At 72.1% G+C, this 16,491-nt stretch carries 12 protein-coding genes; 7 read left to right on the top strand and 5 right to left on the bottom strand.

The window, feature by feature from the left end; all coding sequences use genetic code 11:
• Positions 1-298: 298 nt before the first annotated feature.
• The 5 genes from ABD671_RS12890 (at position 299) to ABD671_RS12870 (ending at position 9,357) form a co-directional block, all read left to right on the top strand.
• A complete protein-coding gene (locus tag ABD671_RS12890) occupies positions 299-5,593 on the top strand; it encodes an ExeM/NucH family extracellular endonuclease (RefSeq protein ID WP_344733795.1) in 5,295 nt (1,764 codons plus the stop codon).
• 118 nt (positions 5,594-5,711) lie between these two features.
• The gene (locus ABD671_RS12885; RefSeq protein ID WP_344733794.1) at positions 5,712-6,215 is read left to right on the top strand and encodes a hypothetical protein; all 504 of its coding nucleotides are present in this window, start codon (positions 5,712-5,714) and stop codon (positions 6,213-6,215) included.
• Positions 6,215-7,402 (top strand): non-hydrolyzing UDP-N-acetylglucosamine 2-epimerase, encoded by a 1,188-nt coding sequence (wecB, locus tag ABD671_RS12880; protein ID WP_344733792.1) that lies wholly within the window; start codon positions 6,215-6,217, stop codon positions 7,400-7,402. Before ABD671_RS12885 ends, wecB begins: the two co-directional genes overlap by 1 nt.
• 30 nt (positions 7,403-7,432) lie before the next feature.
• Entirely contained in the window at positions 7,433-8,065 is a 633-nt protein-coding gene (locus ABD671_RS12875) for a hypothetical protein (protein ID WP_344733790.1), read from the top strand.
• Positions 8,062-9,357, top strand: a complete 1,296-nt coding sequence (locus ABD671_RS12870; RefSeq protein WP_344733789.1) for a glycosyltransferase — start codon at positions 8,062-8,064, stop codon at positions 9,355-9,357. The genes ABD671_RS12875 and ABD671_RS12870 overlap by 4 nt, the downstream gene beginning before the upstream one ends.
• Here the strand turns inward: ABD671_RS12870 and ABD671_RS12865 are convergent.
• Positions 9,347-10,510, bottom strand: a complete 1,164-nt coding sequence (locus ABD671_RS12865; RefSeq protein WP_425574915.1) for a pyridoxal phosphate-dependent aminotransferase — start codon at positions 10,508-10,510, stop codon at positions 9,347-9,349. The two genes, ABD671_RS12870 and ABD671_RS12865, sit on opposite strands and share 11 nt — an antisense overlap.
• A 46-nt stretch (positions 10,511-10,556) precedes the next feature.
• Between ABD671_RS12865 and pyrE the strand changes: the two genes are divergently transcribed.
• The gene (pyrE, locus tag ABD671_RS12860; RefSeq protein WP_344733787.1) at positions 10,557-11,087 is read left to right on the top strand and encodes an orotate phosphoribosyltransferase; all 531 of its coding nucleotides are present in this window, start codon (positions 10,557-10,559) and stop codon (positions 11,085-11,087) included.
• Between the two features lie 63 nt (positions 11,088-11,150).
• Here the strand turns inward: pyrE and ABD671_RS12855 are convergent, their stop codons facing one another.
• Complete coding sequence (locus ABD671_RS12855) at positions 11,151-11,876, bottom strand: DedA family protein (RefSeq protein ID WP_344733786.1); 726 nt, start codon at positions 11,874-11,876, stop codon at positions 11,151-11,153.
• Positions 11,877-11,971: 95 nt separating this feature from the next.
• On the opposite strand from ABD671_RS12855, the gene ABD671_RS12850 reads away from it, so the two are divergent.
• Entirely contained in the window at positions 11,972-12,610 is a 639-nt protein-coding gene (locus ABD671_RS12850) for a TrmH family RNA methyltransferase (protein ID WP_344733905.1), read from the top strand.
• 4 nt (positions 12,611-12,614) lie between these two features.
• On the opposite strand, the gene ABD671_RS12845 is transcribed toward ABD671_RS12850, so the two are convergent.
• From ABD671_RS12845 to ABD671_RS12835, 3 genes are all read right to left on the bottom strand, one after another.
• On the bottom strand, positions 12,615-13,352 hold the full coding sequence (locus ABD671_RS12845) for a hypothetical protein (protein ID WP_344733785.1): 738 nt from the start codon (positions 13,350-13,352) through the stop codon (positions 12,615-12,617).
• A 74-nt stretch (positions 13,353-13,426) separates the two neighbouring features.
• On the bottom strand, positions 13,427-15,574 hold the full coding sequence (locus tag ABD671_RS12840) for a M14 family metallopeptidase (RefSeq protein WP_344733784.1): 2,148 nt from the start codon (positions 15,572-15,574) through the stop codon (positions 13,427-13,429).
• A gap of 161 nt (positions 15,575-15,735) precedes the next feature.
• On the bottom strand, positions 15,736-16,455 hold the full coding sequence (locus ABD671_RS12835) for a TetR/AcrR family transcriptional regulator (RefSeq protein ID WP_344733783.1): 720 nt from the start codon (positions 16,453-16,455) through the stop codon (positions 15,736-15,738).
• Positions 16,456-16,491 lie beyond the last annotated feature (36 nt).

Below are 16,491 nucleotides of genomic sequence, written 5' to 3'. Positions count from 1 at the left end.
GATCGCCGGGCCCCGGTGCGTCCTCACTCCTGCGGGTGGCGTGATCCCGGAGCGGAAACCGCTGTTGCGGCAGCCGTCCCCGGTTGTTCACCGACAGTCCGTCCCGGGGACCATCGCGCGGGATGGGGTGAGGACGACGCCGGTCTGCGGACCGGCGTCTCGTGGTGCCTGCAGTGCCTCCCTGAGAACCCCGTCCGAGAACCGGAGCATCCCCATGCCTCACCGCCCTGTGCGGTCCCGTCGCCTGCTGGCGGCGGGGCTCGTGGCGCTCGCTGTACCAGCGGCGAGCCTCCCCGCTTTGCAACTGCCCGCGTCGGCCAACCCGGCCGGCAGCAACGTCGTCATCAACGAGGTGTTCGGAGGGGGCGGCAACAGCGGAGCGCCGTACAACTCCGACTTCGTCGAGCTCTACAACCCGAGCACCTCGGCGGCCTCGATCGCCGGGATGACGCTCTTCTACCGGTCGAGCTCCGGGAGCGCGAACACCAGCACCCTGACGTTCGCCGCCGGCACCTCCATCCCGGCTCGGTCGACCTTCCTGGTGAAGGCCGCGACCGGCGGCACGGCCACGTTGCCGGCACTGCCGACCCCGGACGCCACGGTCGGCTTCTCGATGGGCAGCAGCAACGGCCAGGTGTTCCTGCTGGCGCCCGGAACGACCAGCTTCACCGGCTCGGGCAACGTGGCGGGCAACTCGACGATCATCGACATGGTCGGCTACGGCTCGGGCAACACGACCTTCGAGGGCGCCTCCATGGCGTCCAACCTGAGCAACACCACCTCGGCCAGCCGCACGAGCGGTGCCGACACCGACAACAACAACGCGGACTTCGCCTCCGGGGCGCCCTCGCCGCAGAACTCGGCCTCGTCCGGCGGCGGCACCGGCGGCGGCACGGGCGGCGGCACCGGCGGCGGGACGACGACCCTCACCCCGATCGCCGAGGTGCAGGGCACCGACACCGCCACCTCCCCGAAGGCCGGCCAGACCGTCACCGTGCGCGGTGTCGTCACCGCGGCCTACCCCACGGGCGGCTACAACGGCTTCTACGTGCAGACGATCGGCACCGGCGGCGCCACCGACGCCACTCCGGGCGCCTCGGACGCGGTCTTCGTCTACCTGGGATCGCTGGCGACCTCGGCCTACCCGAGCCTCGGCGACGTCGTCGACGTCACCGGCGTCGTCTCGGAGTTCCAGGGCACCACGGAGATCTCCCCGACCGCCGCCACCGACATCGTGAAGCCCAGCGGCGTCACCGGTACCGTCACCCCGCTCGCCGCGGCCTACCCGACCACGGAGGCGGCACGCGAGGCCCACGAGGGCGAGCTGCTCGCGCCGACCGACACCTTCACGGTCACCAACTCCTACTCGACCAACCAGTACGCCGAGGTCGGCCTGGCGACCGGCACGACGCCGCTCATCCAGCCCACCGACGTCGCCCGGCCCACCACGGCCGCCGCGGCCGCCGTCGCGGCCGACAACACCGCGCGAGGTGTGGTGCTCGACGATGGGGCGAGCATCAACTTCCTCTCCTCGGCCAACCAGGGCACCGCGGTGCCCTACCTGACCAACAGCGCCGGCAACGCCGTCCCGATCCGCGTCGGTGCCCGCGCCACGCTCACCGCGCCGGTCGTGCTCGAGTACCGCAACAGCACCTGGAAGTTCCAGCCCACCACGCAGCTGCTGGCCACCGGCACCCCGCCGGCCACCTTCGCCAACACCCGCACCCCGGCTCCCGAGGACGTCGGCGGCGACCTGCGGCTGGCCACCTTCAACGTGCTGAACTACTTCAACACCACCGGCCAGGCCTTCGTCGCCGCGGGCGGCACGTGCTCGTACTACAACGACCGCGCCGGCACCCCGATCACCGACAACACCTGCACGCCGGACGGTCCGCGCGGCGCGGCCACGACGGCGTCCTTCCAGCGCCAGCAGGCCAAGATCGTCGCGGCCATCAACTCCCTCGGCGCCGACATCGTGTCGCTGGAGGAGATCGAGAACAGCGTGAAGCTGATCGGCGAGACCGACCGGGACGACGCGCTGCGCAGCCTCGTCGACGCGCTCAACACCGCCGCGGGCAGCACGGTCTGGGCGTTCGCGCCCTCCCCGGCGGCCGCCGACCTGCCGACCCTGGCCGAGCAGGACGTCATCCGCACCGGCTTCATCTACAAGCCCGCCCGCGTCGCTCTGGTCGGCGCCTCGAAGGTGCTCGTCGGGGCCTCGGCCTTCGACAACGCCCGCGAGCCGCTGGCCCAGGCCTTCAAGCGGGTCGGCAACCCCGACTCCTCGGCCTTCGCCGTGATCGTCAACCACTTCAAGTCCAAGGGCAGCGGCGGTACCGGCGACAACGCCGACACCGGTGACGGCCAGGGCTTCTACAACGGCGACCGGGTGCGTCAGGCCCAGGCGCTGACGACCTTCGCCAACCAGTTCGCCACCGACCGTGGCATCAGCAAGGTCTTCCTCACCGGCGACTTCAACAGCTACACCAAGGAGGACCCGATGCAGGTCCTCTACGACGCCGGCTACAGCGCGGTCGAGTCCACCACCACCCCCGGCGAGTCGACCTACAGCTTCAGCGGCCTCTCGGGCTCCCTCGACCACGTGCTCGTGAACGACGCGGCCAAGGCCACGGTCACCGGCGCCGACATCTGGAACATCAACTCCGGTGAGTCGGTCGCCTTCGAGTACAGCCGCTACAACTACAACGCCACCGACTTCTACCAGGCCAACCCCTACCGCTCCTCCGACCACGACCCCGAGGTCGTGGGCATCTCGGCCCCGGTGGCTCAGCCCGCGTTCGACCTGACGCTGCTCGGCGTCAACGACTTCCACGGCCGCATCAACGCCAACACCGTGAAGTGGGCCGGCACCGTGGAGCAGCTGCGGGCGGCGGCGCCGTCCGCCGACGACACCCTGTTCATCGGCGCAGGCGACCTCATCGGCGCCTCGGAGTTCGCCTCGGCGACGCAGAAGGACCAGCCGACCATCGACATGTTCAACGCGCTGGGGCTCAACGCCTCCGCGGTGGGCAACCACGAGTTCGACCAGGGCTGGGTCGACCTGCGCGACCGCGTCATCGGCGGCACGAACGGCAACGCCCGCAACGCCCTGTGGGACTACCTCGGCGCCAACGTGTACGCCAAGGGCACGCAGAACCCGGTGCTCCCGGAGTACGCGCTCTACGAGAAGCACGGCGTGAAGATCGCCGTCATCGGCGCCGTCACCGAGGAGACCGCCAGCCTGGTCAGCCCCGGCGGCATCACCGACATCACCTTCGGTGACCCGGTCGCCGCGGTGAACCGGGTCGCGGCCAAGCTCAGCGACGGCAACGCCGCCAACGGCGAGGCCGACGTCATCGTCGCCACCTTCCACGCCGGCGCCGTCCAGGGCACCGGCTCCAACTACGCCGCCGAGATCGCGAAGGGCGGGGAGTTCGCGAAGATGGCGAACATCAGCCCCGACGTCGATGCGATCTTCAACGGCCACACCCACCAGGTCTACGCGTGGGACCAGCCGGTCGGGACGACGGGCCGCAGCCGCCCGCTGCTCCAGACGGGCAACTACGGCGACAACGTCGGCAAGATCGTGCTCAAGATCGACCCGAACACGAAGTCGGTCGTGTCGTACTCGGCCGCCAACGTCGCCCGCACCACCACCGCCGACGCCGACCTCGTGGCGGCCTACCCGCGGGTGGCGAAGGTGAAGACCATCGTCGACAACGCCCTGGCCTACGCCGCCACCATCGGCAACCAGCCGGTCGGCTCGATCACCGCCGACATCACCACCGCCTACACCAACAACGGGACGACGCGCGACGACCGTGCCTCGGAGTCCACGCTGGGCGACCTGGTCGGCAACGCGCTGCGCGACGGCATCCCGGCCAGCCTCGGCGGAGCCGACATCGGCATCGTGAACCCCGGTGGTCTGCGGGCCGAGCTCACCTACGCCGGCAACACCAGCTCCAACCCGGCCAACACCGACGGCGTGGTCACCTACGCCGAGGCCAACGCGGTGCTGCCCTTCATCAACAACATCTGGATCGTCCGGCTCACGGGCGCCCAGCTGAAGTCGGTGCTCGAGCAGCAGTGGCAGCCGAGCGGCGCCTCGCGCCCGTTCCTGGCCCTCGGGCTCTCCGACAACGTCCGGGTGACCCAGGACCCCACCAAGGCCGTCGGCTCGCGCATCACCTCGATCCGCATCAACGGTGAGCCGATCGACCCCGCGGCGACCTACCGGGTCTCGACGTTCTCCTTCCTGGGCACCGGTGGCGACAACTTCACCGCCTTCACCCAGGGCAGCTCGACCGACACCGGGCTCGTCGACCGCGACCTGTGGATCCAGTACCTCAAGGACCACCCGAACCTCTCGCCCGACTTCGCCCGCCAGCAGGTCGTCGAGAGCGGGATGCCGCAGAGCGTGACGGCCGGGCAGGCGGTGAGCTTCTCGCTCGCCAAGCTCGACCTGACCTCGCTCGGCAGCCCGACCAACCAGCGGGTGCGGGTGTTCCTCGCGAAGGGCTCCGAGACCCGGGCCATCGGCACCTTCCCGGTCAGCGGCGGCGCGACCTCGATCGCCTTCACGGCGCCGTCCGACCTGGTCGGCACCTGGCAGATCGGCGTCTCGGCGGAGCCGTCGACCACCCGCGTCGGCGCCAGCGGCGTCGTCCCGACCGCTCCGTCGGTGGCGGGCACGGTGCGCACCAGCGCCGGTGCCCCGGCCAGCGGTGCCTGCGTGTACTTCTACACCTCGCGGACGGCGCCGAGCGCGTCCTTCGCGACCTGCACGCAGAGCGACGGTTCGTACTACGTCAACGTCACGGCCGGCACCTACGAGGTGGCGGTCACCGACCCGACCGGTGCCGACGACACGACGTGGCGCGCGACGCCGCTGACGGTCACCGGCCCGACCACCGGCGTCGACCTCGCCCTGAAGGCCCCGGCCCGCGCCCGTATCTCCGGCACGGTCACCGAGGCCGGTGCGGCCACCACCACCCCGCTGCAGGACATCTGCGTCTACGCCTACAAGCGGGGAGTCTCGGACGCCGCGGCCTACGGCAGCTGCTCGATCGTCGACGGCACCTACGGCCTCTACGGCATGGCGACGGGCACCTACGACCTGGCGTTCTTCGACCCGACCGGCGGCCACCGCACCCAGTGGTGGACCGGCACGACGGGTGGCGCGACGTCGCAGACCGGCGCCGCTCCGATCGCCCTGACGACCGGCACCTCGGCCGCGGTGGCCGACGCGGCCATGGAGGCCCTGGGCGGCGTCGTGACCGGCACCGTCCGTGCCGCCGGGGTCCCGGTCGGTCTGAACAAGGTGTGCGTCTACCTCTACGCCGACGCCGCCGGGCCGGCGAAGTACGGCACCTGCACCCAGTCCGACGGCACCTTCTACTTCTCGGGAGTGAAGGCGGGCGTCGACTACAAGGTGGCCTTCGCGGCACCGGACGGCACGCTGCTCACGCAGTGGTGGACCGGTACGGCGGGCGGGGCGTCGTCCTACGCGGGCGGCACGGTGATCGGCACCGTGCGTGACGGCGGCCGCATCACCGGCATCGACGCCGCGATGGCGGGCCCGGCCTCGTCCTGATGCACCAGCCGGCCACCCCGGGAACGTCGTCCGACGTTCCCGGGGTGGCCGACCCGCCGACATGTCCTGTTTCCGACACCCGTCGAAGGTGTCGGTCCCGAACCCACGGAAAGTGCTCATGTCCTCCTCGCTCCCGCCGCCGGTGCGCCGCATCGCGGCCGGCCTCGTCTCCCTCGCCGTCCTGGTCGCCGCCGCGTGGTACGTCATCGCACCCTCGGGCATCGCGACCGAGCTGACGGTCCGCGAGGTCGCGATCAGCGACGCCGTCGGCGACCTGGTGCCGGTCTCCTACGCCGGCACCGCCAAGCCCCGTCACACCCAGGTTGTCTACGGCGCGATCAGCGCCGCCGACGGGGTGCGGGTCTCGGGGGCCGTCCTGCGCGTCGAGCGGCGCGACGGACGGGTGGTCGCCCGCATCTCCATCGGCGCGCGGCGCACCTACCGCGCGACCGTGCACCTGGTACCGCGTCGCTACCGTTTCGTCCTGACCGCGGTCGTCGACGGCCGCAAGCGGTCGGCGTCCTCGGCCCTGGTGCGCGTGCGCGACGGCCGTGCCTACCAGGTCTCGTTGCGGGCCCGTCGCACCGGCATCGTCACCATGCTCCCGGTGACCTCCTACTGATGGCAGGTGCATCCGGCCCCGCACGGCGCATCGGCGTCCTGCTCGGCACGCGGCCCGAGGCCATCAAGCTCGCCCCCGTCGTCCTGGCTCTGCGGGACGCCGCCGGGTTCGAGCCGGTGGTGGTCTCCACCGGGCAGCACGCCGACCTGGTCGCCCCGGTGCTGGCCGCCTTCGGCATCGATCCGGACGGTGAGGGGGTGCACGACCTCGCGTTGATGCGCCCCGGCCAGGAGCTCAGCGACCTCGCGGGCCGCGCGACGACGGCCGTCGGGCGCGCCATCGCCGATCTCGGGCTCGCCGCCGTCGTCGTGCAGGGCGACACCACGACGTCGTTGGCCGGTGCGCTCGCGGGCTTCTACCGCGGCGTCCCCGTCGTGCACGTCGAGGCCGGCCTGCGCACGGGCGACCGTCGCGCGCCGTGGCCGGAGGAGGCGAACCGGCGGATGATCACCCAAGTCGCCGACCTGCACTGCGCCCCGACCGAGCGGGCCGCCGGAGCGCTGCTCGCCGAGGGCGTCGCCCCGCAGAGCGTGATCACCACCGGCAACACCGTCGTCGACGCCCTGCTCGCGATCCTCGCCCGCAGTACCGGCTACACCGGTCCCGACGCCGCCTTGCTGCAACGACTCGAGGACGCCGATCGCCGGCTGCTGCTCGTCACCGCGCACCGTCGCGAGTCCTGGGGCACCGGACTGGAGGGCATCGCCCACGGCGTCGCGGCCGCCGCGACCGCGCACCCCGAGCTCGAGGTCGTCGTCCCCCTGCACCCGAACCCGCGGGTGCGTGAAGCCCTCGTGCCGGTGCTCGCCGGACGACCGCGCGTGCACCTGATCGAGGCCCTCGACTATCCCGACTTCGCCCGGCTGCTGCGCCGCGCCGATCTGGTGCTCACCGACAGCGGCGGCATCCAGGAGGAGGCCTGCACGCTGGGCCGGCCGACCCTGGTGGCGCGCACCGTCACCGAGCGCCCCGAGGGCACCGAGGCCGGTGGCCTGCGGCTGGTAGGCACGAGCCCGCTGCGCATCGCGGCCGAGATCGCCCGCCTGCTGCGCGACCCGGCGGCCTACGAGGCGCTGGTCTGCCGCAGCTCGCCGTTCGGGGACGGCGCCGCCGCCACCCGCATCGTCATCGCCCTCGACGACCTGATGCGGCCGGTCGAGGACCGCCCGCTGAGCCTGGTGCCGTGACCGCACCGCACCACCGACCTGGAGTATCCGATGTCTGAGTTGTCGCATCCGCGCCGGCGCCTCGCCGCCCTCGCCGCCTCCGCGGCGATCCTCGCCGCCCTCGCGGGCTGCTCGGCCGAGGCCGACAGCGCCGGGGACGACGCCGGTTCCTCGGGGTCCTCGGGGTCCGCGACGACCTCGGCGTCCTCGGCCGCCGACCCCGATGCGACCCCGGAGGCCACGCCGAGCGATCCGGCCTCCGACCCGGTCACCTCGCCCTACGTCGTGGCAGCGGTCGCGGCCGCGCGGCGCAGCGTCGACCAGGTGCAGCAGGTGCACGCCCTGTGGGTGGCCACCGCCGACGACACCGGCATCCCGCGTTCCGCGCGGGTCGGCCTGGCGCGCACGATCCGCGCGGCGCTGGCCGAGCTGATCACCGTCGACACCCGCCTGCCCCCGCCGGCCGGCACCCCGGCCGCGCGGCTCGCCACGGTGCTCGAGCAGTACCGCGCCCTGGTCGCGCGACTCGCGGCCGGGGACGGCGTGCGGGTGCCGGCCGGGTTCGGCGACGACCTCGCGCGCGTCGACGCCCGCTGGCGGTCGGTGCTGACCGACCTCGGCGGGCTCGCCGGGGAGGATCTCCTCGCCGACGTCCCCACGCTTCTGAGCCCGCGCAGCCGATGACCATCGACCTGACGGTGCTGAGCGGCGTCATCGTCGCCATCGTCGGCTACTACGGGCTGCTGTTCCTCGCCAGCTGCGCGCGACGCCGTCCCCCGCAGAACGACACCCGGCCGCTCATGGTGGTCTTCGTGCCGGCCCGCAACGAGGAGCTGGTGCTCGACCGCACCCTCGCCTCCCTCGCCGCCGCCGCGTACGAGGGGGAGTGGCGGGTGCTGGTGATCGACGACGCCTCGACCGACGCCACCGCCGAGATCGCCGCACGGTGGGCCGAGCGCGAGCCGCGCATCCGGCTGACCCGACGGGTGCTCCCCGACGCGGCCCAGGGCAAGAGCGAGGCGCTCAACCACGGCTACGGGTTGGTGCACGGTTGGTCGGCCGCGGGCGACCCCTGGCTCGACGGGCGCGCCGCCGACGACGTCGTGGTCGTGATCGTCGACGCCGACGGCGTCCTGCCCACCGACGCGCTGGCGATCGTCGCGCCCTACTTCGGCGATCAGCGGGTGGCCTCGGTGCAGGTCGGCGTCCGCATCGCCAACGCGCGCACCAACCTGCTCGCCCGCATGCAGGACATCGAGTTCGTCGGCTTCTCCTGGCTTGTGCAGATCGCCCGCGACTGGCTGGGCTCCTCCGGGTTGGGCGGCAACGGCCAGTTCACGCGGCTCTCCGCCCTCGCCGGTCTCGGCGGTGCTCCGTGGGCCGCGGGCGCTCTCACCGAGGACCTCGACCTGGGGCTGCGCCTGGTCGGCGCCGGGTGGCGCACGCGCTTCTGTCACCTCACCCACGTCGACCAGCAGGGCCTCACGACGTGGCGGCCTCTGCTGCGCCAGCGCACCCGGTGGATCCAGGGGCACTACCAGTGCTGGCGCCACCTGCCGCGGCTGGCCGGACGGCCCGGACGCGGCTCCCGCGCACCGCTGCTGGCGCGGCTCGACCTCGCGCTGTACCTGGTGCTCGTGGTCACCGTGCTGCTGGTGACCTTCACGGTGCTCGCCGGCGTGCTCGCGATGGTCGGGGTGATCGGCGTGCAGAACGACCTGCTCGCCGGCGTCCCGTACGGACCGCCGCGCCGGGCCGTCGAGCTCGCCCTCTCGGTGCTGCCGCTCGCCATCTTCCTCGGCACCTACCAGCGGCACAGCGCCCACCCGTTCCGCTGGTACGAGGTGCCGGCGGCCGCCGTCCTGTTCACCGCGTACGGCTACGTGTGGGCCTGGGTGTCGCTGCGGGCGCTGCTCAACCTGGCCCTGCGCCGCAACGCCTGGGTCAAGACGCCGCGGGTGGCCGTCAGCGCGTGAGGCGGGCGTCGCCGAGCCGGCCCAGCGCCTGCTCGAGCAGCGCTGGCGACTTGCAGAAGGCCCAGCGCACCAGGTGCCGGCCGGCGTCCGCGTCGTCGTAGAAGCCCTGGGTGGGGATCGCCACCACCCCGGCCCGCTCGGGCAGGGCGAGGGCGAACTCGCGTCCGTCGCGCCAGCCCAGCGAGCTGACGTCGGAGGTCGCGAAGTAGGTGCCGGACGGCGTGTGGGTGGGCAGGCCCAGGGCGTTCAGGCCGCCGCACAGCAGGTCGCGGCAGGCCTCCAGGCCCCGGGCGAGCTCGCCGGGCGCGTCGGGAAGCTCGTCGAGGGCGAAGGCGACGGCCGGCTGGAGCGGCGAGCCGGAGGTGTAGGTGAGCCACTGCTTGGCCGCGACCGTGGCGGCCACGAGGTGCGCGGGACCGGTGGCCCAGCCGACCTTCCACCCGGTGACCGAGTAGGACTTCCCGGCGCTGGAGAGGGTGAGGGTGCGCTCGGCCATCCCCGGCAGCGTCGCGATCGGCACGTGCGGGACGCCGTCGTAGGTGAGGTGCTCGTAGACCTCGTCGGTGATGACGGTCAGGTCGTGCTCGATCGCGACGTCGGCGACCGCCTCCAGCTCCGCGGCCGTGAGCACCGTGCCGGTGGGGTTGTGCGGGGAGTTGAGCAGCACGAACCGGGTGCGCGGTGTGACCGCGGTGCGCAGGACGTCGACGTCGAGACGGAAGTCCGGAGCCCGCAGCGTGACCGGACGGCGTACCCCGCCCGCCATCTGCAGCATCGCCACGTAGGAGTCATAGTACGGCTCGAGGACGACGACCTCGTCACCGGGTTCGACCAGCCCCAGCAGGGCCCCGGCGATCGCCTCGGTGCACCCGGTGGTGATGGCGACCTGGGTGTCGGGGTCGAGCTCGATGCCGTAGTGCCGCTGCTGATGGCGCGCCACCGCGGCCCGCAGCTCGGGGATGCCGATGCCGGGCGCGTACTGGTTGCGTCCGTCGCGCAGCGCCGCCGCCGCCCGTTCGAGCAGCTCGGCGGGTCCGTCGGTGTCGGGGAAGCCCTGGCCGAGGTTGATCGAGCCGGTGCGCACGGCGAGCGCGGACATCTCGGCGAAGACCGTGGGCGGGATGCCGGCGAGGCGGGAGACCGTCACGCTCATCGACCCTACGCCCGCGACCCCGCCCGGACACGGTTGAATGGTCCGCGTGACGACCGATCCCACCCTCGCCGCCGACGTCGACGCCCTGTGCCGCCTCCAGGGCACCTTCACGCTCCGCTCGGGTCAGGTGTCCTCGGAGTACTTCGACAAGTACCTCTTCGAGTCCGACCCCGGCCTGCTGCGGCGCGTGGCCGAGCAGATGGTGCCGCTGCTGCCCGAGGGCACCGAGCTGCTCGGCGGCCTCGAGCTCGGCGGCGTCCCGATCGCCACCATGGTCTCCAGCCTGTCGGGTCATCCCGCGCTGTTCGTGCGCAAGAAGGCCAAGGAGTACGGCACCTGCAAGCTCGCCGAGGGGCCGGCGGTCGAAGGACGCCGCATCACGCTCATCGAGGACGTCATCACCACCGGCGGCGCCGTCCGCGATGCGACGCGTGCCCTGCGGGAGGCCGGCGCGATCGTCGAGGTCGTCGTGTGCGCGATCGACCGCAGCCCGGCGGGGGAGAACCCGCTGGCCGACGTCGACCTCGAGGTGCGGCCCGTGCTTACCAAGGCGCAGCTGGACGCCGTCCGCGGCTGAGCCTCTGCCGGCTGAGCCTCAGTCGGCAGAGGCTCGGTCCCCCGCCGCGAAGTCGGGGACTCCTCAGACCGCCGAGCGGTCGGAGGAGGACTCTGCCCCGCCGTGGTCGCCGTGGCGGCGGTGCTTGATCGCCTCCCAGGCCAGCGGCACTACGGTGAAGGCCAGGATCGCCAGGGTGACGTAGTCGATGTTGTTGCCCAGCCACGGGAACGCCGCCCCCAGGAAGTAGCCGAGCAGGGTGATCGAGACGACCCAGGCCACGGCGCCGACCGCGCTCCAGACCATGAACCGGCGCCGGTCCATGAGGGTCACTCCGGCCACCACCGTGATGTAGGTGCGCACGAACGGGACGAACCGCCCGATCACCAGCGCCTTGTTGCCGTGCAGCTCGAAGAAGCTGGCGGTGTTGTCGAGGTACTTCTTCTTCAGGATGCGCCCGTCGCGGTGATAGAGCGGCGGACCGATGCGGCGGCCTATCTCGTAGCCGGCGATGTTGCCCGCGAACGCGGCCACGACCAGCAGCGCGATGCCGACGATCAGCTCGATCGGCTCGTTGTGCAGGCCGATGAGCGAGTAGCCGGTGGCGTCGCTGCCGGCGATGAACAGCCCCAGGGCGAACAGCAGCGTGTCGCCGGGAAGGAACGGGAAGAACAGCCCGCACTCGACGAAGACGATCGCCAGAGCCAGCCAGATGAAGGCCGAACCGTACGTCTGCTGGAGATAGGTGGGGTCGAGCCACTTGATGCCCAGGAGGAGGGGAGTCAGGTGAGCCGCGGCGGGCAGTGTCACGTCGAAACCGTACCCTGAGGGCCATGAGCGACGGAGAGGACTCCGCTGATCCGCGGACCGATCCGAGCATCGACCTCCGGGCGCCCTACGACCCGATGCCCCACGGGCCGGCGGAGGTGGGCGTGGGTCCGTGGGTGGGCCCGTGGCCGAGCGACGAGCGCTACGACCCCGATCTGCTCGCCGGCGGCGATCGTCGCAACGTCGTCGATCGCTACCGCTACTGGCGTCTGGAGGCGATCGTCGCCGACCTCGACACCCGCCGGCACGACTTCCACGTGGCCATCGAGAACTGGCAGCACGACTTCAACATCGGCACGATCGTGCGCTCGGCCAACGCGTTCCTCGCCGCCGAGGTGCACATCGTCGGCAACCGGCGCTGGAACCGTCGGGGCGCCATGGTCACCGACCGCTACCAGCACGTGCGCCACCACCCCGACGTCCCCGAGCTCGCCGCCTACCTGCGCGAACGCGACGTCGTCCTGCTGGGCATCGACAACCTGCCCGGCTCGCTGCACCTGGAGACCGCCGCCCTGCCGCGCCGGGTCTGCTTCCTCTTCGGCCAGGAGGGCCCCGGGCTCAGCGACGCCGCCCGGTCGGTCTGCGACGGCACCTTCTCCATCGCCCAGTTCGGCTCGACCCGCTCGATCAACGCCTCCGCCGCCGCCGCGATCGCCATGCACTCCTGGGTGCGGCAGTATGCCGACCTCGGGGGCGACGGGGCGTGGCGGGGCTAGGCGGTCAGGACGTCGTCTTGTCCAGGCAGGCGACCGCGTAGGAGGACGACGTCAGCGGCAGGTAGCGGTAGAACCACTTCTTCGTGCTGACGACCCGCGGGCAGAAGGTCTCGATCGTCTTGCGTACGCGCGCGTCGGTCGGCTTCTTCTTCACCACGGTGGCCGCGACCGCCCGGTAGGCGTGGGGTCGGGCACACGGCTCGACGAGGCCGCGCTTGGTCATGCACAGTGCGATCTCCTCCGGCACCGGGTCGGCCAGGGCGATGGGCTCGGGGTCGCTCGTGCGGACCAGCGACCGGGCGTTGAACACCGCGATGCCGCAGCTGATCCAGCGGGCACCGGCCGACTGGTCGTCCTGGGTCGGGAAGAAGTTGATCCTGGCGTAGGCGCTGAGCGCGAGCAGGCGGTGGTCGTCGCCGATCGCCTGGTCCGAGCCGGCCAGGCAGGTGCGTCCGATGAAGGCGGCCGTCTGGGGGTCGCTCGAATCGAGGGGGAGCCCGTCGGGCAGCTGCTCGACGGCCGTGATGGTGCTGGTGTGCGGTGCGGTGCACGCCACCGGCTCCTCCTCGATCGCGTCAGCCCCGCCTTCCTTGTAGCTCAGGTCGTAGCAGGTGCCCACCTCGGGCGCTCCCGCCATGGGGTCGGCAGCGCCCGCGGCCAGTGCCGCAGGCCCCGGGAGGGTGGCCAGGACGACGACGAGGCTGGCCAGGGCGGTCGAGGGAACGACGGTGAGGCGACGCATGCCAGCACGCTAGCGAAGCACGGGGGCGGCCGCCGCTCCTTCGCGACGACCGCCCCGCACGGTCTTCCTCCCGCTCAGCCCTTGCAGGCCCGGGCCAGGTCGAGGCGACGCACCTGGCCGCGGTCGACGAACACCTGCTGGCGCGAGCGCACCTTGCCGCCGACCTCGCAGGTCAGCGTGTAGGCCTCCCGCTTGCCGGGGGTACGCGCCTTCTGCGCCGCGTACTGCCCGACCTCGACGGTGTAGCTCGGGGCGACCGAGGTGTAGTTGAGCACCCGGATCACGTAGGTGCCCGGCTTCGCGTCGACGATCTGCACGGACTCGTCCTGCGCCGGCAGGTTGGCCGAGGAGCCGACCTCCTCCAGCGAACCGTCGGCCTTCTTGCGGTAGACCTCGAGGTCCATGTCGTCCGGCGTCGGCCACGACAGGTCGATCTTCAGCACGTCGGTGGCGCGCTTGACGACGTACTCGTGGTCGGCGGTGCCGGTCAGCGGGGTGAGCATGCCGCCCTCGAAGGTCTTCGAGGCGAAGGGCTTGTCGGCGATCTTGTCGTAGGTGCGCGACCGCACGACCGGACGGGTCGAGGGGTTGACGATCCAGGAGAAGCGGCCCGAACCGGGCACGGTGATCGAGGAGTCGACGAAGTCCTCGAAGGACGACGACCAGGTCGGCGAGTCGAAGGTCTTGCGCAGCCGCAGGACGGCGCCCGCCGGAGCCGAGCCGGTCAGCACGCCCTGGTAGCGGGTGTCGACCGCGTGCTCGAGGGCGATCAGGTACGCCTCGCGGTTGCCCTTGCCGGCGTACTTCCCGGCGCCGAGGTACTCGTCGACGACGTCGGCGAACGGCGGGTGGAACTCGTTGGGGCCGATCTCGAAGGTGTAGCCGTAGCCGCCGGTGGCGTTGTAGGACCAGTCCTCGGTGGTGCCGGTGGTGTCGTAGAGCTGCCAGCCGTGGATGTTCTGGTAGCCGTTCTGCTTCGCCATCGCGGCGCCGAGCCGCTTGAGGCCCTTCTCGTCCGGGGCGTCGCCGACCGGGATGCCGTCAGGGCCGATGGTCGTGGGGGCGACGCCGTTGGGGCGCAGCACCAGGTTCGAGAACGTGTGGTTCGAGATGAGCATCGTGACCTGGCGGCTGCGCACGAGCTGCTGGATGTTCTGGGTCTCCGGCTCGGAGAACGGCGCGGCACCACGGTAGGTCGGGTCGGCGAGACCGGCCTCGACGTTCGCGGCGTCCGGCGTGGTGGCCGCCGCACCCGGGCCGCCCCAGAAACCGCCGTAGTTGCGGTTGAGGTCGACGCCCAGGCCGAAGCCGCCGGGGCTGACGAGGGTGGCGCGGCAGGTGCCGTCGGGGGTGTCGATGCCGTCGACGACGCGGCAGTTCTTGCGCTTGTAGGCCTGTCCGGGCGTCAGCAGCGTGGTGCCGGTGCCGCCCAGCGGGTCGGCGTCGTTGAGCTCGCGCAGGTCGACGATGTCGCCGTCGGTGCGGGAGAGGTCGAAGCCGTCGGCGTTGACGACCGGCACCACGATCACGCGGGCGCGGTCGAGCAGGCCGGTGATCCGCTTGTCCCGCCCGTAGTTCTTCACCAGGTCGACGGCGAACTCCATCGCGAGCTCGCCCGAGGGCCACTCGCGGGCGTGGTGCAGGCCCATGAGCAGGAAGGTCGGACGGCCGCTCTCGGGACGGCGGACGTCGCTGCCGATCTCGACGCCGTAGACGGTCCTGCCGTCGAGGGTCGGCAGCGGGAGTGCGAACCGCTTGGCCAGGTTCGGGTGGTCCTTCGCCAGGGCCTCCATGTCGGACTCGTAGTCGGCCAGGGTGCGGTAGCCGGTGCGCCCCGAGGGCAGCGGCGACCGCTTGCGCGAGGCCGCGTAGGCGGCGTCCAGCTTCTGCCGCTCGATCTCGCGGACGACGAGGTCGGGGATCCGCACGGTGTAGTCGAAGCCGGCGGCCTCCAGGGCGCGCTGCTCGCCGGCGGTGTGCAGGACCGCCTCGACGTAGCCGTGGCCGGCGTGCTCGGTGAGGTCCAGACCGAGGCGCTCGAGGCGCAGCTTGGCGGCGCGGCCCGGGGTCTGCACGGTGATGAGGGCCGGGCGGAACGCCGAGACGCCCACGGGGGCGCGACTGTCGTCGCCCTCGGAGGAGGTGGCCAGGGGCAGGGTGAGTGCGAGTCCGGCGACGGCGGTGAGCGCGCCGAGGCGACTGAGCAGGGCAGAACGGGGCATCGGGTCTCCTCGCCGCTCCCGTGGGGGGTGTGTGAGGCGGGAGCGGTCGGTCCGGTGTCGGGTCGGGGTTCTCCCTTCAACGCCGACACCGCGCTGAGGTCACGGTGATGGTCGTCGCTCCCGGCGGGACACCGGTCCGGACCGGTACGCTCCTGGAGGTCTCAGCCGCGACGGGCGATGGTCTGCTCGATGCCGTCGAGGAGCAGCCCGAGGCCGAACGCCAGCTCCTCGGCCATGCCGTCGGTGCCATCCTCCAACGCTCCGGACTCCAGGATGCCGGCCACGGTCGGCATGGTGTCCTCGGAGATCACGCTGCGCAGCTGTTCGGCCCAGTTCGCCGTCGCGCCGTCGGCCGCGTACCGCAGGCCCATCTCGACGCTGCTACGGACGTAGCCGTCGATCGAGAGCAACGACGAGGCGATCTGCTGCGGCGAGAGACCGGTGTCGCTCAGGGCGGCGAATCCGACCTCCATCCAGCCGACCAGGTTCGGCCCGACGGGGGGCGTCCCCGACCGCACGTGCAGGACCCACGGGTGCGCGGCGAGGAAAGCGGCGTCCGCCCGCGCCCACTCCTCGAGCTTGGTGCGCCAGCTGCGTCGTCGTCCGAGGCTCGGTGGAGGGCCGGCCGCCTCGTCGACCATGACGTCGAGGAGATCCTGGCGGGACTCGACGTAGCGGTAGAGCGACATCGTGGTGAAGCCGAGCCGCTTCGCCACCGCCGCCATCGTGACGGCCTCGAGACCCTCGGCGTCGGCCAATGCCACGGCCGCTGCGGCGATGGTGCGCACGGACATGGAGGGCTTGGGCCCACGCCGTCCCTCCTCGCGCACGCCCCAGAGTTCGCGCATCGCGCGTGACATCGGGGACGTCGTGGTGGACATCGGCCTCCTCGGTCGCAAGAACTCTTTACAGCCTAC

This window comes from Nocardioides fonticola (assembly GCF_039536805.1).
GTDB classification, from domain to species: Bacteria; Actinomycetota; Actinomycetes; order Propionibacteriales; family Nocardioidaceae; genus Nocardioides; species Nocardioides fonticola.
The sequence above is the reverse complement of the archived record's forward strand: the minus strand, read 5'-3'. Positions and strand labels throughout refer to the sequence as shown.